This window comes from Pseudomonas purpurea (assembly GCF_039908635.1).
GTDB lineage: Bacteria > Pseudomonadota > Gammaproteobacteria > Pseudomonadales > Pseudomonadaceae > Aquipseudomonas > Aquipseudomonas purpurea.
In genome coordinates this window covers 1,522,881-1,547,897 of the sequence record NZ_CP150918.1, presented here as the reverse complement: position 1 = coordinate 1,547,897, position 25,017 = coordinate 1,522,881, and the positions used below count along the sequence as shown (strand labels likewise).

General features: G+C 60.0%; 20 protein-coding genes and 3 pseudogenes. 12 read left to right on the top strand and 11 right to left on the bottom strand.

Going from position 1 to position 25,017, the window contains the following annotated elements; all coding sequences use genetic code 11:
- Positions 1-64: 64 nt before the first annotated feature.
- The gene (locus AABM54_RS06935; protein ID WP_347904541.1) at positions 65-370 is read right to left on the bottom strand and encodes a ribbon-helix-helix domain-containing protein; all 306 of its coding nucleotides are present in this window, start codon (positions 368-370) and stop codon (positions 65-67) included.
- 14 nt (positions 371-384) lie between these two features.
- Positions 385-966 (bottom strand): DJ-1/PfpI family protein, encoded by a 582-nt coding sequence (locus AABM54_RS06930; protein WP_347904540.1) that lies wholly within the window; start codon positions 964-966, stop codon positions 385-387.
- A 377-nt stretch (positions 967-1,343) separates the two neighbouring features.
- Between AABM54_RS06930 and AABM54_RS06925 the strand changes: the two genes are divergently transcribed.
- Entirely contained in the window at positions 1,344-2,234 is an 891-nt protein-coding gene (locus AABM54_RS06925; RefSeq protein ID WP_347904539.1) for a DMT family transporter, read from the top strand.
- 98 nt (positions 2,235-2,332) lie between these two features.
- Here the strand turns inward: AABM54_RS06925 and AABM54_RS06920 are convergent, their stop codons facing one another.
- Complete coding sequence (locus tag AABM54_RS06920) at positions 2,333-3,547, bottom strand: SAM-dependent methyltransferase (RefSeq protein ID WP_347904538.1); 1,215 nt, start codon at positions 3,545-3,547, stop codon at positions 2,333-2,335.
- 261 nt (positions 3,548-3,808) lie between these two features.
- Positions 3,809-4,426: a hypothetical protein gene (locus AABM54_RS06915; RefSeq protein ID WP_347904537.1), complete on the bottom strand. Its 618-nt coding sequence runs from the start codon at positions 4,424-4,426 to the stop codon at positions 3,809-3,811.
- 273 nt (positions 4,427-4,699) lie between these two features.
- Between AABM54_RS06915 and bglX the strand changes: the two genes are divergently transcribed.
- On the top strand, positions 4,700-6,991 hold the full coding sequence (bglX, locus tag AABM54_RS06910; protein WP_347904536.1) for a beta-glucosidase BglX: 2,292 nt from the start codon (positions 4,700-4,702) through the stop codon (positions 6,989-6,991).
- Positions 6,992-7,132: 141 nt separating this feature from the next.
- On the opposite strand, the gene AABM54_RS06905 is transcribed toward bglX, so the two are convergent.
- The 5 genes from AABM54_RS06905 to AABM54_RS06885 all read right to left on the bottom strand — a co-directional run bounded on the left by AABM54_RS06905 (position 7,133) and on the right by AABM54_RS06885 (position 11,342).
- Positions 7,133-8,290, bottom strand: coding sequence for a phosphatidylserine/phosphatidylglycerophosphate/cardiolipin synthase family protein (locus AABM54_RS06905; RefSeq protein ID WP_347904535.1), 1,158 nt, complete (start codon positions 8,288-8,290; stop codon positions 7,133-7,135).
- 1 nt (position 8,291) lies between these two features.
- Positions 8,292-8,882, bottom strand: coding sequence for a YceI family protein (locus AABM54_RS06900; RefSeq protein WP_347904534.1), 591 nt, complete (start codon positions 8,880-8,882; stop codon positions 8,292-8,294).
- 80 nt (positions 8,883-8,962) lie between these two features.
- Positions 8,963-9,277: an amidase gene (locus AABM54_RS06895; protein WP_347904533.1), complete on the bottom strand. Its 315-nt coding sequence runs from the start codon at positions 9,275-9,277 to the stop codon at positions 8,963-8,965.
- Positions 9,274-10,368: a serine hydrolase gene (locus tag AABM54_RS06890; RefSeq protein ID WP_347904532.1), complete on the bottom strand. Its 1,095-nt coding sequence runs from the start codon at positions 10,366-10,368 to the stop codon at positions 9,274-9,276. The genes AABM54_RS06895 and AABM54_RS06890 overlap by 4 nt, the downstream gene beginning before the upstream one ends.
- An 86-nt stretch (positions 10,369-10,454) precedes the next feature.
- Positions 10,455-11,342, bottom strand: a complete 888-nt coding sequence (locus AABM54_RS06885; protein ID WP_347904531.1) for an acyl-CoA dehydrogenase — start codon at positions 11,340-11,342, stop codon at positions 10,455-10,457.
- A gap of 140 nt (positions 11,343-11,482) precedes the next feature.
- On the opposite strand from AABM54_RS06885, the pseudogene olsB reads away from it, so the two are divergent.
- Both olsB and AABM54_RS06875 read left to right on the top strand, forming a co-directional pair.
- Positions 11,483-12,239: pseudogene (gene olsB, locus AABM54_RS06880) on the top strand (L-ornithine N(alpha)-acyltransferase).
- Positions 12,239-13,030: a lysophospholipid acyltransferase family protein gene (locus tag AABM54_RS06875; protein ID WP_347904530.1), complete on the top strand. Its 792-nt coding sequence runs from the start codon at positions 12,239-12,241 to the stop codon at positions 13,028-13,030. The pseudogene olsB and the gene AABM54_RS06875 overlap by 1 nt, the downstream one beginning before the upstream one ends.
- A 120-nt stretch (positions 13,031-13,150) precedes the next feature.
- Here AABM54_RS06875 and AABM54_RS06870 read toward each other — a convergent pair whose 3' ends face one another.
- Positions 13,151-13,735 carry an ACP phosphodiesterase gene (locus AABM54_RS06870; RefSeq protein WP_347904529.1) on the bottom strand — a complete coding sequence of 195 codons (585 nt, stop codon included), beginning with the start codon at positions 13,733-13,735 and terminating at the stop codon, positions 13,151-13,153.
- Positions 13,736-13,889: 154 nt separating this feature from the next.
- Here AABM54_RS06870 and AABM54_RS06865 point away from each other — a divergent pair, with 154 nt between their 5' ends.
- The 5 genes from AABM54_RS06865 (at position 13,890) to AABM54_RS06845 (ending at position 18,123) form a co-directional block, all read left to right on the top strand.
- Entirely contained in the window at positions 13,890-14,195 is a 306-nt protein-coding gene (locus AABM54_RS06865; RefSeq protein WP_347904528.1) for a helix-turn-helix transcriptional regulator, read from the top strand.
- 23 nt (positions 14,196-14,218) lie between these two features.
- Entirely contained in the window at positions 14,219-15,385 is a 1,167-nt protein-coding gene (locus AABM54_RS06860; protein ID WP_347904527.1) for an MFS transporter, read from the top strand.
- A 22-nt stretch (positions 15,386-15,407) separates the two neighbouring features.
- On the top strand, positions 15,408-16,457 hold the full coding sequence (locus AABM54_RS06855) for an alkene reductase (protein ID WP_347904526.1): 1,050 nt from the start codon (positions 15,408-15,410) through the stop codon (positions 16,455-16,457).
- A 286-nt stretch (positions 16,458-16,743) separates the two neighbouring features.
- Positions 16,744-17,376 carry a hypothetical protein gene (locus tag AABM54_RS06850; protein WP_347904525.1) on the top strand — a complete coding sequence of 211 codons (633 nt, stop codon included), beginning with the start codon at positions 16,744-16,746 and terminating at the stop codon, positions 17,374-17,376.
- Positions 17,377-17,475: 99 nt separating this feature from the next.
- Entirely contained in the window at positions 17,476-18,123 is a 648-nt protein-coding gene (locus AABM54_RS06845) for a hypothetical protein (protein WP_347904524.1), read from the top strand.
- Between the two features lie 198 nt (positions 18,124-18,321).
- On the opposite strand, the pseudogene emhR reads toward AABM54_RS06845, so the two are convergent.
- A pseudogene (emhR, locus tag AABM54_RS06840) lies at positions 18,322-18,961 on the bottom strand (efflux system transcriptional repressor EmhR).
- A 266-nt stretch (positions 18,962-19,227) separates the two neighbouring features.
- On the opposite strand from emhR, the gene emhA reads away from it, so the two are divergent.
- The 3 genes and pseudogenes from emhA to adeC all read left to right on the top strand — a co-directional run bounded on the left by emhA (position 19,228) and on the right by adeC (position 25,007).
- Complete coding sequence (emhA, locus tag AABM54_RS06835; RefSeq protein ID WP_347904523.1) at positions 19,228-20,385, top strand: efflux RND transporter periplasmic adaptor subunit EmhA; 1,158 nt, start codon at positions 19,228-19,230, stop codon at positions 20,383-20,385.
- 2 nt (positions 20,386-20,387) lie between these two features.
- The gene (emhB, locus tag AABM54_RS06830; RefSeq protein WP_347904522.1) at positions 20,388-23,552 is read left to right on the top strand and encodes an efflux RND transporter permease subunit EmhB; all 3,165 of its coding nucleotides are present in this window, start codon (positions 20,388-20,390) and stop codon (positions 23,550-23,552) included.
- Positions 23,549-25,007 (top strand): annotated as a pseudogene (gene adeC / locus AABM54_RS06825) (AdeC/AdeK/OprM family multidrug efflux complex outer membrane factor). Before emhB ends, adeC begins: the two are co-directional and overlap by 4 nt.
- Positions 25,008-25,017: the final 10 nt, after the last annotated feature.

Sequence of the window (25,017 nt, the reverse complement as noted above, 5' to 3'; positions counted from 1 at the left end):
CGCCCCCCTCGTCGGAACGCCTGCTCCGGGCGGCGCTCCGACGAAGGGGTCGATGCGCACGTCCCTACTTTGCCGCAGCCCGCACCACCGACAATTGCGGTTCAATCACCCGCCGCTGACTCAGGTAACGGGTGCAACTGACCCGCAGGAACGAGGCGAAATTCACCACTTCCCCGCGATAGTCCATCACCTCTTCATAGAGCTTGGCCACCAGTTGATTGGTGGTCATGCCGTCGACTTCGGCGATTTCGCTGAGGATGTCCCAGAACTGATTTTCCAGGCGCAAGGTCGTCACCACCCCGCAAATGCGCAGCGAGCGCGAGCGTGACTCGTACAGAATCGGGTCGGCTTTGACGTAGAGTTCGCACATGGGCAGGCCTGCGTTTACAAAGTGATTTTGGTACCCAGCAAACCGAGAAAACCGGCCAGCCAATGCGGGTGCGCGGGCCACGCCGGCGCGGTCGCCAGATTGCCCTGAACGTGACCTTGCGTCACCGGAATATCGATGAACGTGCCACCGGCCAGACGCACTTCCGGCGCACAGGCCGGGTAAGCGCTGCATTCGCGCCCCTCAAGAATCCCCGCCGCCGCCAGCAACTGCGCGCCATGGCAGACGGCCGCAATCGGCTTGCCGGCCTTGTCGAAGGCTTGCACAAGTTGCAGGACGTTTTCGTTCAACCGCAGGTACTCCGGCGCACGACCGCCCGGCACCAGCAGCGCGTCATAATCTGCGGCATCGACCTTGGCGAAATCGAAATTCAGGGCGAACAGGTGACCGGGTTTTTCACTGTAGGTCTGGTCGCCTTCGAAGTCATGGATGGCGGTACGTACCGTTTGCCCGGCAGTTTTGCCCGGGCACACCGCGTGCACCGTGTGGCCGACCATCAGCAGTGCCTGAAACGGCACCATCACTTCGTAGTCTTCGACGTAATCGCCAACCAGCATCAGAATCTTTTTCGCGGCCATGGGGATGACTCCTCTGAGAAATACGTGGGCAAGCAAGAGTATTCAAGGTAGTCCGAATCCGGATGGCCGGGTAATAACCGCCTACTACGTAGAGCCGAGCACGATTTGTGGCCCGGAGGTATTTCTGTGGCGAGGGAGCTTGCTCCCGCTGGGTCGCGTAGCGGCCCCAAAACCATGCACTGCTTTTCTTCAGACAAACTGCGTCAAGCTGCTTACGACTGCTTCGCAGCCGAGCGGGAGCAAGCTCCCTCGCCACGGGGTTGGTGGTGTACTTCATAACTGTACGTGTAACTCTGTGTCTAGCTGTAGCAGCGCTGCGCCCAAAGTTTATGGCTAGATGAAAACACTCCCGCCACCCTGAATTCTGGTTGCCGTTTATGTCCTCGCGCGAAAACACCGGCATGGCCCTCGGCCTGATCGGCGTCGTCATTTTCAGCCTGACCCTGCCCTTCACACGGATCGTCGTGCAGGAAATCCACCCGTTGCTCAACGGCCTCGGCCGCGCCTTGTTCGCGGCGATTCCGGCAGCGATGTTGCTGCTCTGGCGCCGGGAGAAATGGCCGACCTGGAAACAAATCAAAGGCCTGACGCTGGTGATCGCCGGGGTCATTCTCGGTTTCCCGGTGCTCTCGGCCTGGGCCATGCAAACCCTCCCCGCGTCCCATGGCGCGCTGGTCAACGGTTTGCAGCCGCTGTGCGTCGCGCTGTATGCCGCGTGGTTGTCCCATGAGCGACCGTCGAAAGCCTTCTGGGCCTGCGCCGCGTTGGGCAGTGCGTTGGTGCTGGGGTACGCGCTGATCAGCGGTGCCGGCAGCATTCAGGTCGGTGACTTGCTGATGCTCGGGGCGATTGCCGTGGGCGGCCTGGGGTACGCCGAAGGTGGCCGGTTGGCCAGGGAGATGGGCGGCTGGCAGGTGATTTGCTGGGCGCTGGTGCTGTCGACGCCATTGTTGATCGGCCCGGTGATCTACCTGGCGCTGCAGCACCAAGGCGAGATTTCGGCGAAAACCTGGTGGGCCTTCGGCTACGTGTCGTTGTTTTCGCAGTTCATCGGTTTCTTCGCCTGGTACGCCGGGTTGGCCATGGGTGGCATCGCCCGGGTGAGTCAGATCCAGTTGCTGCAAATCTTCTTCACCATCGCGTTCTCGGCGTTGTTCTTCGGTGAACACATCGAGCCGATCACCTGGCTGTTCGCCGCCGGGGTGATCGTCACGGTGATGCTCGGGCGCAAGACGGCGGTCAAGCCGACGCGTGTTGCCACGGCATAAACCTTGTACGGGCTTGCCTGCGATGGCGTCATCGAAATCGCCATCGCGAGCAAGCTCGGCTCCTACAGGGCAGCATCAACCGACAGCCCGCGACAGGATCAGAGGTAACCGTCAGCCCGCAACAGGGTTTCCAGGCAATGTTCACTGATGTGGTAGAAATCCTTCAGTTCCTGAATCTTCACCAGCAACTGGGCCGGGTCCACCGGCTCGGCGCGTTTGACCGCCAGAATCATCTTGTTCTTGTTGGTGTGGTCCAGGGAGATGAACTCGAACACCTTGGTGTCATAACCGCAAGCTTCAAGGAACAGCGCCCGCAAACTGTCGGTGACCATTTCAGCCTGCTGGCCGAGGTGCAAACCGTATTGCAGCATCGGTTTGAGCAACGCCGGGCTCTGGATTTGCAGGCGGATCTGCTTGTGGCAGCACGGCGAGCACATGATGATCGCAGCGCCGGAACGAATGCCGGTGTGGATCGCATAGTCAGTGGCGATGTCACAGGCGTGCAGGGCGATCATCACGTCCAGCTCGCTCGGTGCCACGCTGCGCACATCCCCGCATTTGAACACCAGCCCTGGATGCTCCAGCCGCGCAGCCGCGGTGTTGCACAGGGTGACCATGTCTTCACGCAGTTCGACGCCGGTGACCATGCCCTCAGCCTTCAAGGTGTTGCGCAGGTAATCGTGAATGGCGAAGGTCAGGTAACCCTTGCCCGAACCGAAGTCCGCCACCCGCACCGGTTTATCCAGCGCCAGCGGTGAAGACGTCAGCGCATGGCTGAAGACTTCAATGAACTTGTTGATCTGCTTCCACTTGCGCGACATCGCCGGGATCAGCTCATGCTGCTTGTTGGTCACGCCCAGGTCGGCGAGGAACGGCCGGGTCAGGTCCAGGAAGCGGTTCTTCTCGCGGTTGTGCTCGGCGGACGGCACTTCACGCAGTTGCTGTGGCTTGCTCTTGAACAGCGAACTCTTGCCCTTCTTGCTGTACTCAAGTTGCGCTTCATCAGTCAGCGACAGCAGGTGGGCGTTCTTGAACTGCTGCGGCAACAGCGCGGCAATCGTCGCCACGCCGTCTTCAAGCGGGAAATTCTTGGTGATGTCGCGCGTCTTGTAACGGTAGACGAAGGACAGGCACGCCTGCTCCTTGACCGTCAGTTGCTTGATGATGATGCGCTGCAAATCCGCTTCGGCACCGACGTACTTGGCCAGCACCAGTTTGATGAAGGCGTTCTCGGCCAGGCTGCCTTGCAGCAGGTCGATGAACTGCGCGTGATGATCCGGCGTGAGGCTGGCGGGAGTTGCGGTAACGGACATGTAAAAAACGCCTCGGGCGATGCGGATCGGGGAATGGCGGGTATTTTAGGGGGGATGGGGCGTCGGGACACGCAGTTATTTACGAACGGTGCACATCCTGTGGCGAGGGAGCTTGCTCCCGTTCGGTTGCGAAGCAGCCGCAAGGCAGGCAACCGCGATTACCTGATGGACCATGTTTGCTGGTTTTAGGGTCGCTTCGTGCCCCAGCGGGAGCAAGCTCCCTCGCCACTAGAGTTCCCGGCTCTAAATCCCAGGATCGAGTCAGCCCAACACCACCAACCGGTTCGGCAACTCATTGCGCACATGGGTCACCGGCACATGCACCTTGAGCAGCTCGCCACAGGCCTCGATGCACGTCACAAAGCCCTGCAACGTCTGGCCCTGCTTCACCTGCTGGGTGAAGTGGGCAACGATCGGAACCCAGCAGGTGTTGTCCACGCGTCGGGATATGCCTTCATCTGCCAGGATCTCCACGTAGCGCTCGGCTTCACAGACAAAAATCAGCAGGCCGGTTCCGCCCACGGTGTGGTGCAGGTTCTGCTCCAGAAACTGCCGACGCGCCAGGTTCGAAGCGCGCCAATGGCGCACCGAGCGTGGAATCAGGTGCGTGGTGACGCTCGGGATACGCAATACCAGGCACAGCACGATGAAGCTGATCCATTGCACCAGCAGCAACAGGTGCAGGCTCATCCAGCCGGTGGCGATATGCACCAAGCCCGGTACCACCAGCGCCAGCAGGCTGGCCCACAGCAGCGGGATGTAGGCGTAGTCGTCAGCCCGCGCGGCCAGCACCGTGACCAGCTCGGCGTCGGTATCGCGCTCGACCCGTGCAATGGCCTCGGCGACCTTGCGTTGTTCGTGTTCTGCCAGTAACGCCATGATCAGGAATGCTCATTCATTATTGTTATCGTCTGCTGCCTTTGAAAACACGCGCCCCAAGTCCTTGGCCCTCGCAGGTGTATGCCCCTTGAGCGTTTGGGGCATAATCTGCCCCCGCCACTGGATTGCATCGAACCAATCGGCTAAAAGATGCCAGCGCGAAAAACGTTCAGAAGTTTGCTGCATTTATACGAACAACAACAGACGCTCCCTAATTTTTGGCTGACCGGCGCGTAACCACGGCGTCCGTTAAGGCTTTTGAGATCACTATTCATGAAGAAGCTGTGTTTGCTGGGCCTTGCCATGGGTCTGGCCAGTCACTCTGTATTGGCCGCCGCCACGCCCGCACCGATTGAGAACAAGGACGCTTTCGTCAGCAACCTGATGAAGCAGATGACCCTCGATGAAAAGATCGGCCAGTTGCGCCTGATCAGCATCGGCCCGGAAATGCCTCGCGAAATGATCCGCAAGGAAATCGCCGCCGGTCGGATCGGTGGCACGTTCAACTCCATCACCCGTCCGGAAAACCGTCCGATGCAGGACGCGGCCATGCGCAGCCGGTTGAAGATCCCGATGTTCTTCGCCTATGACGTGATCCACGGCCACCGGACCATTTTCCCGATTCCCCTGGCCCTGGCTTCGAGCTGGGACATGGACGCCATTGGCCTGAGCGGGCGCATTGCCGCCAAGGAAGCCGCGTCTGACAGCCTCGACCTCACCTTCGCGCCGATGGTCGACATCTCCCGCGACCCACGCTGGGGCCGCACCTCCGAAGGTTTTGGCGAAGACACCTACCTGGTTTCGCGTATCGCCAAAGTGATGGTCAAGGCCTACCAGGGCCCTGGCGCGATTGCAGCCGAGAACATCATGGCCAGCGTCAAGCACTTCGCCCTGTATGGCGCTGTCGAGGGTGGACGCGACTACAACACCGTCGACATGAGCCCGGTAAAAATGTACCAGGACTACCTGCCTCCGTACCGCGCCGCCATTGATGCCGGTGCCGGCGGGGTGATGGTTGCGCTGAACTCGATCAACGGCATACCGGCCACTGCCAACCTCTGGTTGATGCAAGACCTGTTGCGCAAGGAATGGGGGTTCAAGGGCCTGGCTGTCAGTGATCACGGTGCGATTTTCGAGCTGATCAAGCACGGTGTCGCCCGCGACGGTCGCGAAGCCGCGAAACTGGCCATCAAGGCTGGCATCGACATGAGCATGAACGACACCCTGTACGGCCAGGAACTGCCGGGGCTATTGAAGTCCGGTGAGATCCAGCAAAGCGATATCGACAACGCCGTGCGTGAAGTGCTCGGCGCCAAGTACGACATGGGCCTGTTCAAGGACCCGTACGTGCGGATCGGCAAAGCCGAGGATGATCCGGCCGACACCTACGCCGACAGCCGTTTGCACCGCACCGAAGCCCGTGACGTTGCCCGTCGCAGCCTGGTGTTGCTGAAGAACCAGGGTGAAACCCTGCCGCTGAAGAAGTCCGCGAAAATCGCCCTGGTCGGCCCGCTGGCCAAGGCGCCGATCGACATGATGGGCAGTTGGGCCGCGGCCGGTAAACCGGCGCAGTCGGTCACGCTGTTCGACGGCATGACCAACGCCCTGGGCGCGCAGTCCACGCTGATCTACGCCCGTGGCGCCAACATCACCTCGGACCCGAAGATTCTCGGCTACCTAAACTTCCTCAACTTCGATGCCCCGGAAGTGGTGGATGACCCGCGCCCTGCGCAAACCCTGATCGATGAAGCGGTGAAAGCTGCGCAGCAGGCCGATGTGGTCGTGGCGGCCGTCGGCGAGTCGCGGGGCATGTCCCACGAATCGTCGAGCCGTACCGACCTGAACATCCCGGCCAACCAGCGCGAACTGATCAAGGCCCTCAAGGCCACCGGCAAACCGTTGGTGCTGGTGCTGATGAACGGCCGTCCGCTGTCGATTCTCGAAGAGAACGAACAGGCTGACGCGATCCTCGAAACCTGGTTCAGCGGCACCGAAGGCGGCAACGCGATTGCCGACGTGCTGTTCGGCGACTACAACCCGTCGGGCAAACTGCCAATCACCTTCCCGCGTTCGGTCGGGCAGATTCCGACCTACTACAACCACCTGAGTATCGGCCGGCCATTCACGCCGGGCAAACCGGGCAACTACACATCGCAGTACTTCGATGACACCACCGGTCCCCTGTATCCGTTCGGCTACGGCCTGAGTTACACCACGTTCAGCCTGTCGGACATGGCGCTGTCGTCGACCACGCTGAACAAGAGCGGCAAACTCGACGCCAGCGTGACGGTTAAAAACACCGGCAAGCGTGACGGCGAAACCGTGGTGCAGTTGTACGTCCAGGACGTCACCGGCTCGATGATTCGCCCACTCAAGGAACTGAAGAATTTCCAGAAAGTGATGCTCAAGGCTGGCGAACAGAAAGTCATCCACTTCACCCTTGAAGAGGACGACCTGAAGTTCTACAACACCCAGCTCAAGTACGCAGCAGAGCCCGGCAAGTTCAACGTGCAGATCGGCCTGGACTCCCAGGACGTGACGCAGCAGAGTTTTGAGTTGCTCTAAACCCTGAAGTTACATGAAGTACCTGTGGGAGCGAGCTTGCTCGCGATGGCGATATAACAGTCAACACAGAGGTTGAATGTTATGGCCTCATCGCGAGCAAGCTCGCTCCCACATTGTTTTTTGGTGCTTAGAGAATGGTGTTCAGCCCCGCCGATCCAGCACATTCACCACCACCCGATCCACCCATCCCCACACCCGCTGCTTGACCCGCCGCCACAACGGCCGACGTTGCCATTCTTCCAGGCTGACGAGCTGGCTCAAGGCAAAATCATGCTCGAAACTCGCCGCCACCGCCCGCGTCAGCGCAGGGTCGAGGGCTTCCAGGTTGGCCTCGAGATTGAAGCGCAAATTCCAGTGATCGAAATTGCACGAGCCGATGCTCACCCAGTCATCGACCAGGACCATTTTCAGGTGCAGGAAACACGGCTGGTACTCAAAGATTTTCACCCCGGCCTTGAGCAGGCGTGGGTAATAACGGTGCCCGGCGTAACGCACCGACGGATGATCGGTACGCGGCCCGGTCAACAACAGGCGCACGTCGATGCCTCGCAGGGCGGCCTTACGCAATGAGCGGCGGACTTTCCAGGTCGGCAGAAAGTACGGCGTAGCCAGCCAGATCCGCCGCTGGCCGCTGTTGATCGCCCGAAACAACGATTGCAGGATGTCCCGGTGCTGACGGGCGTCGGCATAGGCCACCCGGCCCATGCCCTCGCCCATCGTTGGCACTCGTGGCAGGCGCGGCAAGCCGAAGTTCGCGAAGGGTTTCCAGGCGCGGCGATGGCGGTTGGCGATCCATTGGCGGTCGAACAGCAACTGCCAGTCGAGCACCAGCGGGCCGACGATTTCCACCATTACTTCGTGCCACTCACTGGTGTCCTGGCCGGGCGTCCAGAACTCGTCCGTCACTCCCGTGCCACCGACGACCGCCAGTTCCTGATCGACCAACAGCAATTTGCGGTGATCGCGATAAAGGTTGCGCACCCAGCGCCGCCAGCTCAGGCGATTGTAGAAGCGCAGCTCGACACCCGCCGCCATCAACCGCTGCCGCAGGCTCAGGGTAAACGCCAGGCTGCCGTAATCATCGAACAGGCAACGCACCCGCACCCCGCGCTCGGCCGCCTGCACCAGCGCCTGAACCATGGCTTCGGCGCAGGCCCCCGCTTCCACCAGGTACAGCTCCAGCTCAACCTGTTCTTGTGCCCGCGCAATCGCCACCAGCATGCGTGGGAAGAATTGCGGACCGTCGATCATCAGCTCGAAGCGGTTGCCTTCACGCCACGCAAACACCGCCCCGGCCATCTCAGCGCGCCGTGAAAATCAGTACCGCACCCACCGGTACCGACAGGCTGATGGCCGAGACTGCGGCCAGCGTGCGCAGCGTTTCCACCCCAGGCGCCAGGTCGAAATCCTTGGCGTTGAGCACCAGCGGTTCCAGGGTCACCACTTGAAAACGCCGGTCATCCAGCCGCGTCGCCAGCAACTCGGCGCTGTAATCGTGTTGCTTGCCGTGAAGGCTGACGGTGAGCGGCAAACGCAGTTCCAACTGAGCGCCGGACGCCAGGTCGTTGATTGGCCGCAGATCGATCTGCGCACTGATCAATGCCTCAGGGAAAGTCTTGATCTCGAACAGCGCTTTGCGCATGCGCTCATCGCGTAGCGGAATGCCGCTGTTGATCGACTCCAGCTCGATTTGCACCTGCGCCAGGCCCTTGGCGTCGACCTTGCCGTGCAGCACCAGGAAGCGCTGAACCTCGGCGACATGGGCGTTTTTGGTGGTGACGAAGGACAGGCGCGAAGACTCGCCGTCCAGATACCAATCGGCGTGGGCCGGCACGGCACCACAGGCCAGCAGCAGGAAGGCGAAGGCTTTGGAACGAAACGGGCTGAACATACACACTCATGGACAAATAAACCTGAGCCGAACCTTAGCCTGAGTCAGAGCCGTTGCAAACCTTCGATTGATCGGGCGTATCAGGGCAGCAAACGACAGCCCTGCCGTTCGCCGAGCCACGCCGCCGTACTGCTGCGGCCCAGCGCGGTGACGGTCACTCGTTGGCCTGACGCCTCATCGACAAAATGACTGATGGGCAAATACTGCTTCACGTAGCCCCGGCAATAGTCCGCCGGGCTGCGCGCCACATACCGGCACGAACAATATTCCTTGGCGGTGTAGGCACCGAGGATATCGGGAAAGGCCCTCAACTCGACTCGTTTCAGCCAGATCCAGCCCAGCAGCACCACCATCAGCACCAGCAACAGCTGTCGCAGGGCGTTACGCACGTTCATGGCTGCACCTTCGAAGCGAACGCCGACATCGCGCGCCTGAGCAATTCGTTGTGCTGATAGGTGCCGTCGCGGTCGTCGCCATAGCGCACGATGACCAGTTTTTCGCTGGGGATCACATACAGCGCCTGCCCCCAATGCCCGAGCGCGGCAAAAGTGTCGTCGGGGGCATCCGGCCAAGGTTTTGGCGCACCGTCGACTGCCCGGTTGAGCCACCAATGGCCACCCGGTACGGCGTCATCCTGATGGGCCTGATAGCGGGCGAATGGCTGGCGGTTGAACGCCACCCAGTCACGGGGCAGCAACTGCCGCTCGCCCCAGCGACCGTCGCGCTGCATCAGCAAACCGATGCGCGCCAGGTCACGGGCGGTCAAATAAGCATAGGACGAGGCGACAAACGTCCCGTTGGCGTCGGTTTCCCACACGGCATGGCGAACGCCCAAGGGGTCGAACAGCGCTGTCCAGGGGTAATCGGGATAGCGTTGCGCGCCGACGATATTTTTCAACGCCGCCGCCAGCAGGTTGCTGTCGCCGCTGGAATAACGAAACGCCCGGCCCGGCGCGCTGAACTCGCCCTGCGCGGCAGTGAACCCGGCCATGTCGCGACGGCCACGGGTGTAAAGCATGGCCACCACCGAAGAATTCAACGGCGCGTACTCATAGTCCTCCTGCCAGTCCAACCCCGAGGCCCAGTGCAGCAGGTCGGCCAGGGTGACGGCCGGGTGTTTTTCCAGCGCCGAATAGAACTTCATCGCCGGGTCCTGAAGGGAGAACAAGCCTTCGCCATAAGCCACGCCGAGTACTGTGGCCATCAGGCTCTTGCTGATGGACCAGGTCAGGTGCGGCGTATCGGCTGTGGTCGGTCCGGCGTAGCGTTCGTAAATCAGTTGCCCGTCGCGGATCACCAGCAAGGCGTCGGTGCGGATGCCTTTGCGGGTGGCGTCGTCGCGTGACGTGAAGGCGTAGTCTTCCAACGCCTCACGTGCCGGGCTGCTGATGGGTGGGCCCGGCGTCCATTGCTCGGCGGGCCAGTTTTCTGCCGGAACAGGAAGGCTGATCAGCAACATGAACAGCAGAGGCAGGTGTTTGAACACGGCAGATGCTCATAGGGATTACCCCTGCGAGCCTAGTCGAGATAAATGACAGTCGAAAGTTGCGTCGCTGCTCGCGAAGAGCCCCTTCAGTTCAGCGAAGATCCCGCCAACGCCTTGGCCAACCGCTTGGCGCGCGCCCCTGCCGCCAGCTCCAGCACTGCCTGATCGCGTGCCCACAGTGCCGCCCACTGCGGCGGGCCATCGGCAAAGGTCTGGTTGAGTTCGGCCTTGAGCGCGTCAAACTGCGCAAACAAACCACCCAGCAGCACATGGCCGGCGCCATGGTTCGGTGGTTGGCGGCTGACCTCCGCGCACCCGGCCAGCAACCCCAGAAGCTTGAGTTGCAGGTTTTGCGGCCAGTCGCTGTCCTGGCCGATGCCGTACAACCAGGCCGTCATGGCACTGAGCACATAGATGTCTTCAAGGGTACGGAACGGTTTGACGTACGCGTCCCAGCCGTCCCCGGCCAGCAGCTCGCACTGGGCGTTGTCGAGCAACAAGCGACCGTGGCTGATGTCCGGCATCAACGGGATCGCCGGCAGTTTTTCCACCCGCACACCCGGCTCACCGGCATACACCACCGCCAACTGCAATCGGGGTGACTGGCCCTCCTCCTCGCTGCGCGCCGCGATCAACAGCCAGTCCGCCGCATCGCCTGCGGTGACGAAGTCCTTGCGCCCGCTCACACGCAACGCGGCGAGGCGAGTTTGCATGTCTGCCGGGCGCAGGCTGCGCTGTTCGGTCGCACACAATGCCCCCAGGCTGAGCGGCGCACTGGGCCATAACATGCGCAATGCCGCCTGGTAGCCCACCAGAAAGGCCAGGCCCGGCGTTGTCATCATTCGCCCGCCACGCACCGCCAGTTCGAACGGCGTGACCGCACCCAGCGTCTGCAGCAATGTGGCGTAACCCTCCGCCAGGTCAGGGTTTTCAGGCAGATGCGGGTCGCGATTCAACAGGGCTTGCCATGGCATAAACGGGTCCTCAAGGGCTGTCACACAAGCATCACCAAAGCTTCATGGCGATGACACCGGGCCTACATAGCCTGACTTTGCACAACAAAGTCGATCGACTGCAACCCACGACGGGTAAGCAGCCCGTACGGAGATTCGCCATGACTCAGATCGCCCGCATCAGCGAAACCGGCAATGAACGCCGCCTGCAAGCCGAACGCCTGATCGGCGCCAGAGCCCTGCAGGAAGCCCAGGCCCTGCGCTTCAACGTGTTCAGTGGCGAGTTCAACGCCAAACTGAAGGGCGCGGAGCTGGGCCTGGACATGGACGACTATGATGTTCACTGCGCCCATATCGGCGTACGCGATCTGAACACCGGACGTCTGGTTGCCACGACTCGCTTGCTCGACCACCAGGCCGCCAGCAGCCTGGGGCGTTTTTACAGTGAAGAAGAATTCAGCCTGCACGGGCTGGTGCACCTCAAAGGCCCGATCCTGGAAATCGGCCGTACCTGCGTCGACCCGGCCCTACCGCAACGGCGGCACCATTGCCGTGCTCTGGGGCGAACTGGCCGAAGTCCTGAATCAGGGCGGCTACAGCTACTTGATGGGTTGCGCGAGCATCCCGATGCAGGACGGCGGGATTCAGGCCCAGGCGATCATGCAGCGTCTGCGCGAACGCTACCTGTGCACCGAACACCTGCGCGCCGAGCCGAAGAAACCGCTGCCCTCCCTCGACGTACCGTCCAACGTGATCGCTGAAATGCCGCCGCTGCTCAAGGCTTACATGCGCCTGGGCGCGAAGATCTGCGGCGAACCGTGCTGGGACGAAGACTTTCAGGTTGCCGACGTGTTCATCCTGCTCAAGCGCGACGAACTCTGCCCGCGTTACGCCAGGCACTTCAAGGCGGCGGTGTAATGAGCCGGCTGCGGGTGTACGCGCGGATCGCGCGAGTGCTGGTGGTGGTGGCGCTGGGCTTGAGCATGGCCTGCGTGTTCGGGCTGTTCGAACGCATGGGGATCGCCCATTCGATGGTGCGGCGTCAGCGCTGGTCGCGTTTTTTCATGGCGCGCCTGGGCAACGCCTTGCCGTTTCGCGTGACGGTTCACGGAGAACTGCCCACCCAACCGATGCTCTGGATCAGCAACCACGTGTCCTGGACCGACATCCCGCTGCTGGGCATGCTCACGCCGCTGTCGTTCCTGTCCAAGGCCGAAGTGCGGACCTGGCCGGTAGCAGGCTGGTTGGCGGCCAAGGCCGGCAGCTTGTTCATCCGTCGCGGTTCGGGTGATAGCCAGTTGATCCGTAAACAAATGAGCCGTCACCTTGAACAAGACCATCCACTGCTGATGTTTCCCGAAGGCACAACCACTGATGGCCGCGCCCTGCGCACCTTTCACGGCCGCTTGCTGTCCGCTGCCATCGACGCGGAGGTGGCGTTGCAACCGGTGGCGATCCGTTACCTGCGCGACGGTCAGATCGACTCGCTGGCACCGTTCATTGGGGACGACGACTTGCTCTCGCACCTGATGCGCCTGTTTGCCAACGATCAGGGCGACGTGGAAGTTCACCTGCTTAAGCCGATTGCCAGCCACGGCCAGGAACGTGCGGCACTGGCGTTTGCGGCGCAACAGGCGGTGCAGAAGGCGTTGTTTGGGACAACCCCGGAAACACAGCAACGCCCTTTGCGTCCTGCGATTGCGGCCTGACGAAAATCCCCTGAAGGAACAAAAATCCCCTGTGGGAGCGAGCTTGCTCGCGATAGCGGTGTGTCAGTCAACATCATCGTTGAATGTTAAAACGCAATCGCGAGCAAGCTCGCTCCCACATTAGATTTGCGCAGTCAGATAGTCATGCGCAAACCGTTGCAGCTCTGGATAGAACAACCGGAAATCATCACTCAACGGTTCATACAACCGTCGCAATTCCTCCATCGCGGCGGCCAGTTCTTCTGGCCGCGACAGGCGCCGTGAGATGCCTCGCAATACCTGGTCCAGCACCGCAAATTCCCGATAGGAACCCAGCCAGTCATTCGCGGCCATGTGCGGGGCGATCTGCGCCAGTCGCCCTGGCAATTGCGGCTCGGCGGCCAGCACCCGGTAGACATCCGAGGTGAACAGCACAAGCGGCCGGTCGGCGTAAAGCGTCCAGTCCCGCGCCAGGCAGTGATCGAAAAACACGTCGAGCACGATCCCGGCATAACGCCGGCGGGTGATGGAAAACCGCGATAGCGCGGTGTCCACCAGAGGATGGCGGTCGGTAAACACATCAATGCTGCGATGCAGCGCAATAGCTGCTTCGATCTCCGGCGCGTACTGCCCTTGCAGCCGTCCCTTGACGAAATCGCCATACAAACTGCCGAGCAATTGACCGGGACGCTGGCCACCGAGGTGAAGATGTGCGAGATAGTTCATGCCGCGTAGCTTAGCACTGCGCACCACGTATCGTTATAACTCGATATACCGATTTAAGCTGGCATCAGATCAAAATCATATTGGTGTATCGCGAAATACCGATTTAAAGTTCGCCTCATCGCGATATAACGTTTTACCCAACACGAGCACTGCCATGTCCACCATTGACCTCGACGAAATAATAAAAGCCCTGGCACACCCAGTACGGCGAGACATCCTCAACTGGCTGAAAGACCCCGCGACCCAATTTCCCGATCAAGAGCACAGCACCGACTACGGCGTCTGCTGCGGACAAATCGATCAACGCTGCGGCCTGTCGCAGTCGACCGTTTCCGCACACCTGGCAACCCTGCACCGCGCGGGCCTGATCCGCAGCCAGAAAGTCGGTCAATGGCACTTCTACAAACGCAACGAGGACACCATTCAGGCGTTCCTCGACACCTTAGGTAAAGAGCTCTGACGAGCTCAAAAAGGATTTCAACCATGCCCCTCTCGCTCCTCATCCTGGCCTTGAGCGCCTTCGCCATCGGCACCACCGAGTTCGTCATCATGGGCTTGCTGCCCGATGTGGCGGCCGACCTCGGTGTATCGATTCCCGGCGCCGGCTGGCTGGTGACCGGTTACGCCCTGGGCGTGGCCATCGGTGCGCCGTTCATGGCACTGGCCACCGCCAGGCTGCCTCGCAAGGCTGCACTGGTCGCATTGATGGGGATTTTCATCGTCGGCAACCTGCTCTGTGCAATGGCCAGTGACTACAACGTATTGATGTTCGCCCGTGTCGTCACCGCCCTGTGCCACGGCGCGTTCTTCGGTATCGGTTCGGTGGTGGCGGCCAGCCTGGTGCCGGCCAACAAACGGGCTTCGGCGGTGGCGTTGATGTTCACCGGGTTGACCCTGGCCAACGTCCTCGGCGTGCCGCTGGGCACTGCGCTGGGTCAGGAAGCCGGCTGGCGTTCGACCTTCTGGGCCGTGACCGTGATTGGCGTGATCGCGCTGATCGGCCTGATCCGTTTCCTGCCGGCCAAACGCGATGAAGAGAAACTCGACATGCGCGCCGAACTGGCGGCCCTCACAGGTGCCGGTATCTGGCTGTCGCTGAGTATGACGGTGCTGTTCTCGGCGTCGATGTTCACCCTCTTCACTTACGTCGCGCCGCTGCTGGGCGACGTCACCGGCGTCTCGCCAAAAGGCGTGACCTGGACGCTGTTGCTGATCGGCCTCGGTCTGACCGTGGGCAACATCATCGGCGGCAAACTGGCGGACAAACGCCTGGCCGCGACCTTGATTGGCGTGTTCATTTCCATGGCCGTGGTCTCGACCGTCCTGAGCTGGACCAGCGTCGCGGTGATTCCAACCGAAATCACCCTGTTCCTCTGGGCCGCCGCCTCCTTCGCCGCCGTACCGGCGTTGCAAGTCAACGTGGTGGCGTTCGGCAAGGCCGCGCCCAACCTGGTGTCGACCCTGAACATTGGCGCTTTCAACCTGGGCAACGCCTTGGGTGCCTGGGTCGGCGGCAGCGTCATCGCCCACGGTTTCGGCCTGACCAGCGTGCCCCTCGCGGCAGCGGCGCTGGCGGTCATGGCGCTGCTGGTGACCCTGATTACTTTCCGTCAGAGCGGCAATGCCGAGCTGGCCCCTGCTACGAACTGATCACTAACGAGGGTTGTATCTCATGACGACTATTTTCGATCCGATCACACTGGGCGACCTTACGCTTGCAAACCGCATCATCATGGCGCCACTCACCCGCTGCCGCGCCGATGAAGGCCGTGTGCCGAACGCCCTGATGGCCGAGTACTACGTACAGCGTGCCTCCGCAGGCCTGATTCTCAGCGAAGCCACGTCGGTCACGCCGATGGGCGTTGGCTACCCCGACACCCCCGGCATCTGGTCCAACGATCAGGTGCGTGGCTGGAGCAACGTGACCAAAGCCATCCACGGTGCGGGCGGTAAAATCTTCCTGCAACTGTGGCACGTCGGCCGGGTGTCCCACCCGTCCTACCTGAACGGCGAAGCCCCGGTTGCGCCGAGTGCCATCCAGCCAAAAGGCCATGTCAGCCTGGTTCGCCCACTGGCCGACTACCCGACGCCGCGCGCCCTGGAAACCGCTGAAATCGCCGACATCGTCGACGCTTACCGCGTTGGCGCGGAAAACGCCAAAGCCGCCGGTTTCGACGGCGTGGAAATTCACGGCGCCAACGGTTACCTGCTCGACCAGTTCCTGCAAAGCAGCACCAACCAGCGTACGGACAACTACGGTGGCTCCCTTGAAAACCGCGCTCGCCTGTTGCTGGAAGTGACCGACGCCGCAATCGAAGTCTGGGGCGCGGGTCGCGTCGGTGTGCACCTGGCACCGCGTGCCGACTCCCATGACATGGGCGACGACAACCTGGCCGAAACCTTCACCTACGTCGCTCGCGAACTGGGCAAACGTGGCATCGCTTTCATCTGCTCCCGTGAAAAAGACGCGGGCGACAGCCTGGGCCCACGCCTGAAAGAAGCCTTCGGCGGCCCGTACATCGCCAACGAACGCTTCACCAAAGACAGCGCCAACGCCTGGCTGGCCAGCGGCAAGGCTGATGCTGTCGCCTTCGGCGTGCCGTTCATTGCCAACCCGGACCTGCCAGCGCGTTTGCAGGCCGATGCGCCGTTGAACGAAGCGCGTCCGGAACTGTTCTACGGCAAAGGGCCGGTCGGTTATATCGACTACCCAGCCATGTAAGTTTCAACAACTCAAATAAAAAAGCCCCGACTCGAAAGAGTCGGGGCTTTTTTTATTGCCAGCAACTACCCATTTGCAAAACCACCTACAAACACACACTACAGGCTCAAACAAGAAACACATCCACCACACAATTAAAATATTCAGAAAACAATATCCAGCCCCAAGAACTTGCTAGACAACCCGCTGCCAATCATTATCCATTCAACCGACAGATGCTATCTGCCTCAAGTAGAAAAGCATTAAAAGCGCCCATATCAATCCACCGCAAACAGAGACAAAAGCCATGAACAATGAAAAAAACAACACCTTCGCCAGCACCCTGCCTTTCATAAATCTTTCGTGGGCCCTGCTCGGGGAGTTCGCCAAGATTCCGGAGATCCAATCGCTCATCGACGCAACAAAAGAGTCTGCCAAAAAGCGTTCACAACAAGAACAAATAAAAGCCGAACGTGAAGCATATAAAGACACGCTATGGGGAGAAGTAAACTCATACAAAAATGAGACAAAATTATTAATCTTTATCCACAACAACACGCCTGAAACCCTCAAGCTATTCAACACAAACTTCAACATCAAAGACATATCAGACTGCGACATCCCCCCCTACGAAATCGCCACATTGGACGAAAGCAGTTATTTTGACCACCGTAAACTCGGAGTGGTCAACCCCGGTAACAAAACGTTCATCGAGAATTTCTTCAACTATGGCGCCGGCAACAAACAGTGTCGTTTTGAAACACGCATGATGGTGAAATCCTCGTTCGGCTTTCTTGAGCCCACCCGCACGCCGGTTTGGGAGCACCGGGCAAAATCCATAGGCCGGGACACACTGGTTTGTTCATCTCGACTAAGAGCGTATAAATCCGAAGCGCCTTACAGCTACTGCCTCGACGTCCATATTGGAGAAGAGTCGTAGTTCATCCAGTCACAGCGCCTACCTTTATACACCCAGTAAAGCCTTGACAACATCCAACTTTCAAAATCACTCATCACGCCTAATACAAATGGAAGTACCATGTTTGCACATCACTTGAAAGAACTTCTAAAATCCATCCCTCTCGACACTGTTACCGACACCGTGGACAAGGTGCTGCGCGAATCAGACGACCAAGTGAATCGAGCCCGGCAAAACTGGCTAGAGCACAGCATCACGTTCAGTGACTCAGGGTATCTACCGTGGTATACAGCGAACCCGGAGCAGTTCAAAGAGGGTTTATTTCTTGACCAAAACAACGAAGATGAAAACATCATTAACGTAATCTACTGCATCACCAACAACACCCACCAACAGTTAAAACTCGCCAGCACCAACACCAACTTAAAAGCTGCTCCCTCACACGTAAAACTCCTCCCGGCTTATCAAACCACCTATTTTTGCGAAAGAACGCTAACCAACTTCAAAGGTATTGATTCCATCCGCCCAAACAATAGAGTTCATGCGGACCGATTCTTTATTTACGTCAACCACGTCGGCGACTGCGTTTTTCTGATCGAAACAGATTTCAAACTTAAAACCAAATCCGGCTATCACACATCTGATATCAAAGCCTGGAACCATAAGATCGCGTCGGTCGGGCACACACCTGTCGAGTGCACCTCTACGCTGGAACACTCATTGGAGGAGGCCCCCTATAGCTACCTGCTCAACATCCAGATCGGCTAAGCGCTCCGCACGTGGGGTCGGCACCTCAAAACAGGTCGCTCACACTCGTTCACAGACTCGCAACAAATCCCCTACAAAATACGTAGCTCGCCAGCTTTCAACCGAATCAGCATCCGTATATAAAAGCAGCCCATGACGAAAAGGCGAGCAAAGGAATGAACCTCTACTCGCCTAAAGTGTTGACACAACCGGATCCAATTACGCATTTTGTCGAAGGCTTGGGCTGAAGCGCAGCATGTCCAGCCCGGTATCGACCCAACGCTCGGCTTCGGCGTGCAGCAAGAAGCTGTCAGGCGCCAGCAGCCATTGATACAGAATGCCGTCGATGTAGGCATGAATGCTGATCGCCGCACGGGGCCGCGTCGAGTGTTTCCGGGAGCTGGCCCCGTTTCATCGCATTGCGCAACGCCAGTTCGATACGCACATTGCAATCCAGGCTGACCGTACGGCGCTGCTGGCGCAGGTCACACATTTCATCAGTGAATTCGCACTTGTGAAACAGAATCTCATTGATGCGTCGGGTCTTCGGGTCCAGGGCAACTTGATGAAACAAATGAATCAGCAGTTTGCGCATGCATCCCAGCGGATCGACTTCCTCTTCACTTTCGCTCGCCCTGGCCATCTCATCCAGCGGTTCATGCAGGCTGTCGAGCATGGCCTGGACCAGATCCGCCTTGTTGCTGAAATGCCAGTAAATGGCGCCACGAGTGACGCCCGCCAGGGTGGCAATATCCGCCAGCGTTGTGCGCGCTACGCCCCGCTCATAAAAGGCTTTCTCTGCCGCTTCGAGTATCTGGCTTCGGGTTTCTTGAGCTTCCTCTTTGGTACGACGGACCATGGCAGTAAAACCTCAATCAGGAATGCTTCAGCGACGTTTGACGATCATCTGAACAAATGTGGGACGAGCGCTCTGGGGGCTCATTCCCTGCCTACAATTCTTACCTTGAAACGGCTTTTGTAACGGTATGAGTACGCAGCCAAGGTATTTACAAACAACCATGAACGTAAGTATATTCCTTAGCAAGCTACTTATCCACCCGGCTCCATTTTTTTACTTTTCCACTTTTCGAGTGCGCATTTTGCGCGCCTGACCCGAGGATCTTCATGCAATTAAAGCCAGCTGTTACCGCTCTGGTCACTGCCGTCGCCCTGGCATCGCTGCTCAGCGGATGTAAAAAGGAAGAGGCGGCCCCGGTCGCCCCAGCACCTCAGGTCGGCGTCGTTACCCTGCAACCTCAAGCCTTTACCCTGACGTCCGAGCTCCCAGGCCGTACGACGGCTTACCGCATCGCGGAAGTTCGCCCACAGGTCAACGGCATTATTCTCAAGCGCCTCTTCAAGGAAGGCGGCGAAGTCAAGGAAGGTCAGCAGCTGTATCAGATCGATCCGTCGGTCTATGACGCCACCTTGAAAAGCGCTCAGGCCAACCTGCAATCGACCAAATCGGTTTCCGATCGCTACCAGCAACTGGTCAACGAGCAAGCCGTCAGCCGTCAGGAATACGACACTGCTGTCGCCAACCGCCTGCAATCGGAAGCGGCGCTGCAAAGCGCACAGATCAACGTGCGCTACACCAAGGTGTTTGCACCGCTGACCGGCCGCATCGGTCGCTCCAACGTCACCGAAGGCGCACTGGTCAACAATGGCCAGACCGACGCCATGGCCGTGATCCAGCAACTGGACCCGATCTACGTCGACGTGACGCAGTCCTCGGTCGAGCTGCTGGAACTGCGCCGCGAACTGGAAAGCGGTCGCCTGCAAAAGGCTGGCGAAAACGCAGCCATGGTCAAGCTGACCCTCGAAGACGGCAGCCAGTACAAGCAACATGGCAAACTGGAGTTCTCGGAAGTCTCGGTGGATGAAACTACCGGCTCCGTGACCTTGCGTGCCGTGTTCCCGAACCCGGATCACACCCTGCTGCCAGGCATGTTCGTGCATGCACAGCTGCAAGCCGGCGTGAACGACTCGGCGATTCTGGCGCCACAACAAGGCGTGACCCGCGACCTCAAAGGCACGCCAACCGCACTGGTGGTCGGGCCGGACAACAAGGTCGAGCTGCGTCAACTCAAAGCCAGCCGCACCGTTGGCAGCCAATGGCTGGTCGAAGACGGCCTGAAGGCTGGCGACCGCCTGATCACTGAAGGACTGCAATTCGTCCGACCTGGCGTTGAAGTCAAGGCCAGCGAAGCGACTAACGTTGCAGCGAAGAACCCGGCCCCGGCACAGGCAGCAGCTAAAGCCTCCGGCGGCAAAGGGGAGTAACCATGTCGAAATTTTTTATCGACCGTCCGATTTTCGCCTGGGTAATTGCCCTGGTGATCATGTTGGTCGGGGCTCTATCGATCCTCAAACTGCCGATCAACCAATACCCGAGCATCGCCCCTCCGGCGATCGCCATCTCCGTGACCTACCCAGGCGCGTCCGCACAAACCGTGCAGGACACCGTGGTGCAGGTCATCGAGCAGCAGCTCAACGGTATCGACAACCTGCGTTATGTGTCCTCGGAAAGTAACTCCGACGGCAGCATGACCATCACCGCGACCTTCGAGCAAGGTACCAACTCCGACACCGCACAGGTTCAGGTCCAAAACAAACTGAACCTGGCCACCCCGCTGCTGCCGCAAGAAGTGCAGCAACAGGGCATCCGCGTCACCAAGGCCGTGAAGAACTTCCTGCTGGTGATCGGCGTGGTTTCGCGCGACGGCAGCATGACCAAGGACGACCTGTCCAACTACATCGTGTCCAACATGCAGGACCCGATCTCGCGGACCGCGGGTGTGGGTGACTTCCAGGTGTTCGGTGCCCAGTATGCGATGCGTATCTGGCTCGACCCGGCCAGGTTGAACAACTACAACCTGACCCCGGTAGACGTCAAAACGGCCATCGCCGCCCAGAACGTCCAGGTCTCATCCGGCCAGCTCGGCGGCCTGCCCGCCGCTCCCGGCCAGCAACTGAACGCCACCATCATTGGCAAGACCCGTCTGCAAACGGCCGAGCAGTTCAAGGAAATCCTGCTCAAGGTCAACAAGGACGGCTCGCAGGTTCGCCTGGCCGACGTCGCCGATGTGGGCCTTGGTGGTGAAAACTACAGCATCAGCGCCCAGTTCAACGGCAGCCCGGCATCCGGTCTGGCAGTAAAACTGGCCAACGGTGCCAACGCCCTCGACACCGCCAAGGCACTGCGCAAAACCATCGACGACCTCAAGCCGTTCTTCCCGGAAGGCATGGAAGTGGTGTTCCCGTACGACACCACGCCAGTGGTGACCGAGTCGATCAAGGGCGTGGTTGAAACCCTGGTCGAAGCGATCGTGCTGGTGTTCCTGGTGATGTTCCTGTTCCTGCAAAACTTCCGCGCCACCGTCATCACCACGATGACCGTGCCCGTGGTTCTGCTGGGTACGTTCGGGATCCTCGCGGCCTTCGGTTTCAGCATCAACACCCTGACCATGTTCGGCATGGTGCTGGCCATCGGCTTGCTGGTGGACGACGCCATCGTCGTGGTGGAAAACGTCGAGCGGGTGATGAGCGAGGAAGGCCTGTCGCCCAAGGAAGCCACCAAAAAATCCATGGGCCAGATCCAGGGCGCACTGGTCGGTATCGCGCTGGTACTGTCGGCGGTACTGCTGCCGATGGCGTTCTTCAGCGGCTCGACCGGTGTGATCTACAAGCAGTTCTCGATCACCATCGTCTCGGCCATGGCCCTGTCGGTGCTGGTTGCCCTGATCTTCACCCCGGCGCTGTGCGCCACCATGCTCAAGGCCATTCCCAAGGGCGAGCACGGCGTACCGAAACGCGGCTTCTTCGGCTGGTTCAACCGTAACTTCGACCGGGGTGTACGCAGCTACGAGCGCGGCGTGGGCAACATGCTCAAGTACAAGGCTCCGTACCTGCTGGCTTACCTGATCATCGTGGTCGGCATGATCTGGCTGTTCACCCGTATCCCGACAGCGTTCCTTCCGGAAGAAGACCAGGGCGTTCTGTTCGCTCAGGTCCAGACGCCGGCCGGTTCCAGTGCCGAACGCACCCAGGTGGTGGTCGACGAGATGCGTGAATTCCTGCTGCGTCCCGGCAAGGATGGCGGTGAAGGCGATGCCGTGAACTCGGTGTTTACCGTGACCGGTTTCAACTTCGCCGGTCGTGGCCAGAGTTCGGGCATGGCGTTCATCATGCTCAAGCCGTGGGATCAGCGTAACGCCGACAACAGCGTGTTCAAGGTGGCGGCCCGTGCCCAACAGCACTTCTTCACCTTCCGTGACGCCATGGTGTTTGCTTTCGCACCACCGGCGGTACTGGAGCTGGGTAACGCCACCGGTTTCGACGTGTTCCTGCAAGACCGTGCCGGTATCGGTCACGACAAGCTGATGGCTGCGCGTAACCAGTTCCTCGGCATGGCAGCCCAGAGCAAGGTGCTGTCGCAGGTGCGTCCGAACGGCCTGAACGACGAACCGCAATACCAGCTCGAAATCGATGACGAGAAGGCCAGCGCCCTGGGCGTGACACTGACCGACATCAACAGCACCCTGTCGATTGCCTTGGGCAGTAGCTACGTCAACGACTTCATTGACCGTGGTCGGGTGAAAAAGGTTTACGTACAAGGTCTGCCCGGCGCTCGCATGAGCCCTGAAGACCTGAAGAAGTGGTACGTGCGCAACAGTGCCGGAACCATGGTGCCGTTCTCCTCCTTCGCCAAGGGGCAATGGATCTACGGCTCGCCGAAACTGGCCCGTTACAACGGCGTCGAAGCGATGGAAATCCTCGGGGCTCCAGCACCGGGCTACTCCACCGGTGAAGCCATGGCCGAAGTCGAAGCCATTGCCAAGAAACTGCCGGCCGGTGTCGGTATTTCCTGGACTGGCCTGTCCTATGAGGAACGTTTGTCCGGCTCGCAAGCGCCGGCCTTGTACGCGCTGTCGCTGCTGATGGTGTTCCTCTGCCTCGCGGCGCTGTACGAAAGCTGGTCGATTCCGATCGCGGTGATGTTGGTTGTACCGCTGGGGATCATCGGTGCCCTGCTCGCCACCAGCCTGCGCGGTTTGTCCAACGACGTGTACTTCCAGGTAGGCCTGTTGACGACCATCGGCCTGGCGGCGAAAAACGCCATTCTGATCGTCGAATTCGCCAAGGAACTGCATGAACAGGGACGCAGCCTGAGGGACGCGGCCATCGAAGCCTGCCGGATGCGTCTGCGCCCGATCATCATGACCTCGCTGGCGTTCGTCCTCGGCGTAGTACCACTGGCCATCTCCACCGGTGCAGGCTCGGGCAGCCAGCACGCCATCGGTACCGGGGTGATCGGCGGGATGCTGACGGCCACGATTCTGGCAATTTTCTGGGTGCCGCTATTCTTTGTCACCGTGTCGTCGATGGGTCAACGCAAGAACGTGGATCAGGATGACGCAACTGAAACCCTTAAAGAGGCTGGCCAATGAGCAAGTCGCTACTCTCCCTAGCCATCGCCGCGTTCGTGCTCGGTGGCTGCTCGCTGATACCGGAGTATCAGCAGCCTGAAGCACCCGTTGCCGGGCAATACCCGCAAGGACCGGCCTACTCGCCGGCCCAGGCGGCGAGCCAGGCCGCTGCCGAACAAGGCTGGAAGCAGTTTTTCCATGACCCGGCACTGCAACAACTGATTCAGACCGCGCTGGAAAACAACCGTGACCTGCGCGTCGCAGCCCTGAACATCGACGCCTATGCGGCCCAGTACCGCATTTCGCGCGCCGACCTGTTCCCGGCCGTATCGGCCAACGGCAGCGGCAGTCGCCAGCGTATTTCGCAGCGGGCCTCGCCGACAGGCGAGTCCGGCATCACCAGTTCCTACTCGGCAACCCTGGGCGTCAGCGCATACGAACTCGACCTCTTTGGTCGCGTTCGCAGCCTGAACGAGCAAGCGCTGCAATCGTACTTCGCCACTGAAGAAGCACGCCGCAGCACCCAGATCAGCCTGGTGGCCAGCGTGGCCAATGCCTACCTGACCTGGCAGGGCCGACAAGGAACTGCTGAAGCTGACCCAGGACACTCTCGCGGCCTTCGAGGAGAGCTACAAGCTCACTGCGCGCAGCAACGAAGTGGGCGTGGCCTCGGCGCTGGACCTGAGCCAGTCGCGCACCTCCGTGGAAAGCGCCCGGGTACAACTGGCGCGTTATACCCGCCAGGTCGCCCAGGATGAAAACAGCCTGACCCTGCTGCTTGGCACCGGCCTGCCAGCCAACCTGGCCAGCCAGCCGTTGTCCGATGACCTGCTCAGCGAAGTACCGGCCGGTCTGCCTTCGGACCTGCTGCAACGTCGCCCGGACATCCTTGAGGCAGAGCACAAGCTCAAGTCCGCCAACGCCAACATTGGCGCGGCGCGTGCGGCGTTCTTCCCGAGCATCAGCCTGACCGCCAATGCCGGCTCCCTCAGCACGGACCTGTCCGGTCTGTTCAAGGGCGGTTCGGGGACCTGGTTGTTCCAGCCGCAAATCAACCTGCCGATCTTCAATGCCGGTTCCCTGCGTGCCAGCCTGGATTACTCGAAAATCCAGAAAGACATCACCGTCGCGCAGTATGAGAAGTCGATTCAGACCGCTTTCCAGGAAGTCTCCGACGGCCTCGCCGCACGCCAGACCTTCAACCAACAGTTGCAGGCCCAGCGTGACTTCGTTAGCGCGAACCAGGACTACTACCGTCTGGCCGAGCGTCGCTATCGCATTGGCGTCGACAGCAACCTGACCTTCCTCGACGCCCAACGTCAGTTGTTCAGCGCGCAACAAGCGTTGATCACTGACCGCCTGTCCCAGCTGACCAGCGAGGTCAACCTGTACAAGGCCCTGGGTGGCGGCTGGAACGCACAGACCGCGAAGAACGAACCTGTGAAAGAAGAAGCACCGAAGCTGAAGATGTTCTGATCAGCGCGTA

What these genes read in the sequence shown, in the direction of transcription:
- AABM54_RS06935 (WP_347904541.1), bottom strand. Translation starts at nt 370, where the DNA reads ATGTGCGAACTCTACGTCAAAGCCGACCCGATTCTGTACGAGTCACGC.
- AABM54_RS06930 (WP_347904540.1), bottom strand. Translation starts at nt 966, where the DNA reads ATGGCCGCGAAAAAGATTCTGATGCTGGTTGGCGATTACGTCGAAGAC.
- AABM54_RS06925 (WP_347904539.1), top strand. Translation starts at nt 1,344, where the DNA reads ATGTCCTCGCGCGAAAACACCGGCATGGCCCTCGGCCTGATCGGCGTC.
- AABM54_RS06920 (WP_347904538.1), bottom strand. Translation starts at nt 3,547, where the DNA reads ATGTCCGTTACCGCAACTCCCGCCAGCCTCACGCCGGATCATCACGCG.
- AABM54_RS06915 (WP_347904537.1), bottom strand. Translation starts at nt 4,426, where the DNA reads ATGGCGTTACTGGCAGAACACGAACAACGCAAGGTCGCCGAGGCCATT.
- bglX (WP_347904536.1), top strand. Translation starts at nt 4,700, where the DNA reads ATGAAGAAGCTGTGTTTGCTGGGCCTTGCCATGGGTCTGGCCAGTCAC.
- AABM54_RS06905 (WP_347904535.1), bottom strand. Translation starts at nt 8,290, where the DNA reads ATGGCCGGGGCGGTGTTTGCGTGGCGTGAAGGCAACCGCTTCGAGCTG.
- AABM54_RS06900 (WP_347904534.1), bottom strand. Translation starts at nt 8,882, where the DNA reads ATGTTCAGCCCGTTTCGTTCCAAAGCCTTCGCCTTCCTGCTGCTGGCC.
- AABM54_RS06895 (WP_347904533.1), bottom strand. Translation starts at nt 9,277, where the DNA reads ATGAACGTGCGTAACGCCCTGCGACAGCTGTTGCTGGTGCTGATGGTG.
- AABM54_RS06885 (WP_347904531.1), bottom strand. Translation starts at nt 11,342, where the DNA reads ATGCCATGGCAAGCCCTGTTGAATCGCGACCCGCATCTGCCTGAAAAC.
- AABM54_RS06875 (WP_347904530.1), top strand. Translation starts at nt 12,239, where the DNA reads ATGAGCCGGCTGCGGGTGTACGCGCGGATCGCGCGAGTGCTGGTGGTG.
- AABM54_RS06870 (WP_347904529.1), bottom strand. Translation starts at nt 13,735, where the DNA reads ATGAACTATCTCGCACATCTTCACCTCGGTGGCCAGCGTCCCGGTCAA.
- AABM54_RS06865 (WP_347904528.1), top strand. Translation starts at nt 13,890, where the DNA reads ATGTCCACCATTGACCTCGACGAAATAATAAAAGCCCTGGCACACCCA.
- AABM54_RS06860 (WP_347904527.1), top strand. Translation starts at nt 14,219, where the DNA reads ATGCCCCTCTCGCTCCTCATCCTGGCCTTGAGCGCCTTCGCCATCGGC.
- AABM54_RS06855 (WP_347904526.1), top strand. Translation starts at nt 15,408, where the DNA reads ATGACGACTATTTTCGATCCGATCACACTGGGCGACCTTACGCTTGCA.
- AABM54_RS06850 (WP_347904525.1), top strand. Translation starts at nt 16,744, where the DNA reads ATGAACAATGAAAAAAACAACACCTTCGCCAGCACCCTGCCTTTCATA.
- AABM54_RS06845 (WP_347904524.1), top strand. Translation starts at nt 17,476, where the DNA reads ATGTTTGCACATCACTTGAAAGAACTTCTAAAATCCATCCCTCTCGAC.
- emhA (WP_347904523.1), top strand. Translation starts at nt 19,228, where the DNA reads ATGCAATTAAAGCCAGCTGTTACCGCTCTGGTCACTGCCGTCGCCCTG.
- emhB (WP_347904522.1), top strand. Translation starts at nt 20,388, where the DNA reads ATGTCGAAATTTTTTATCGACCGTCCGATTTTCGCCTGGGTAATTGCC.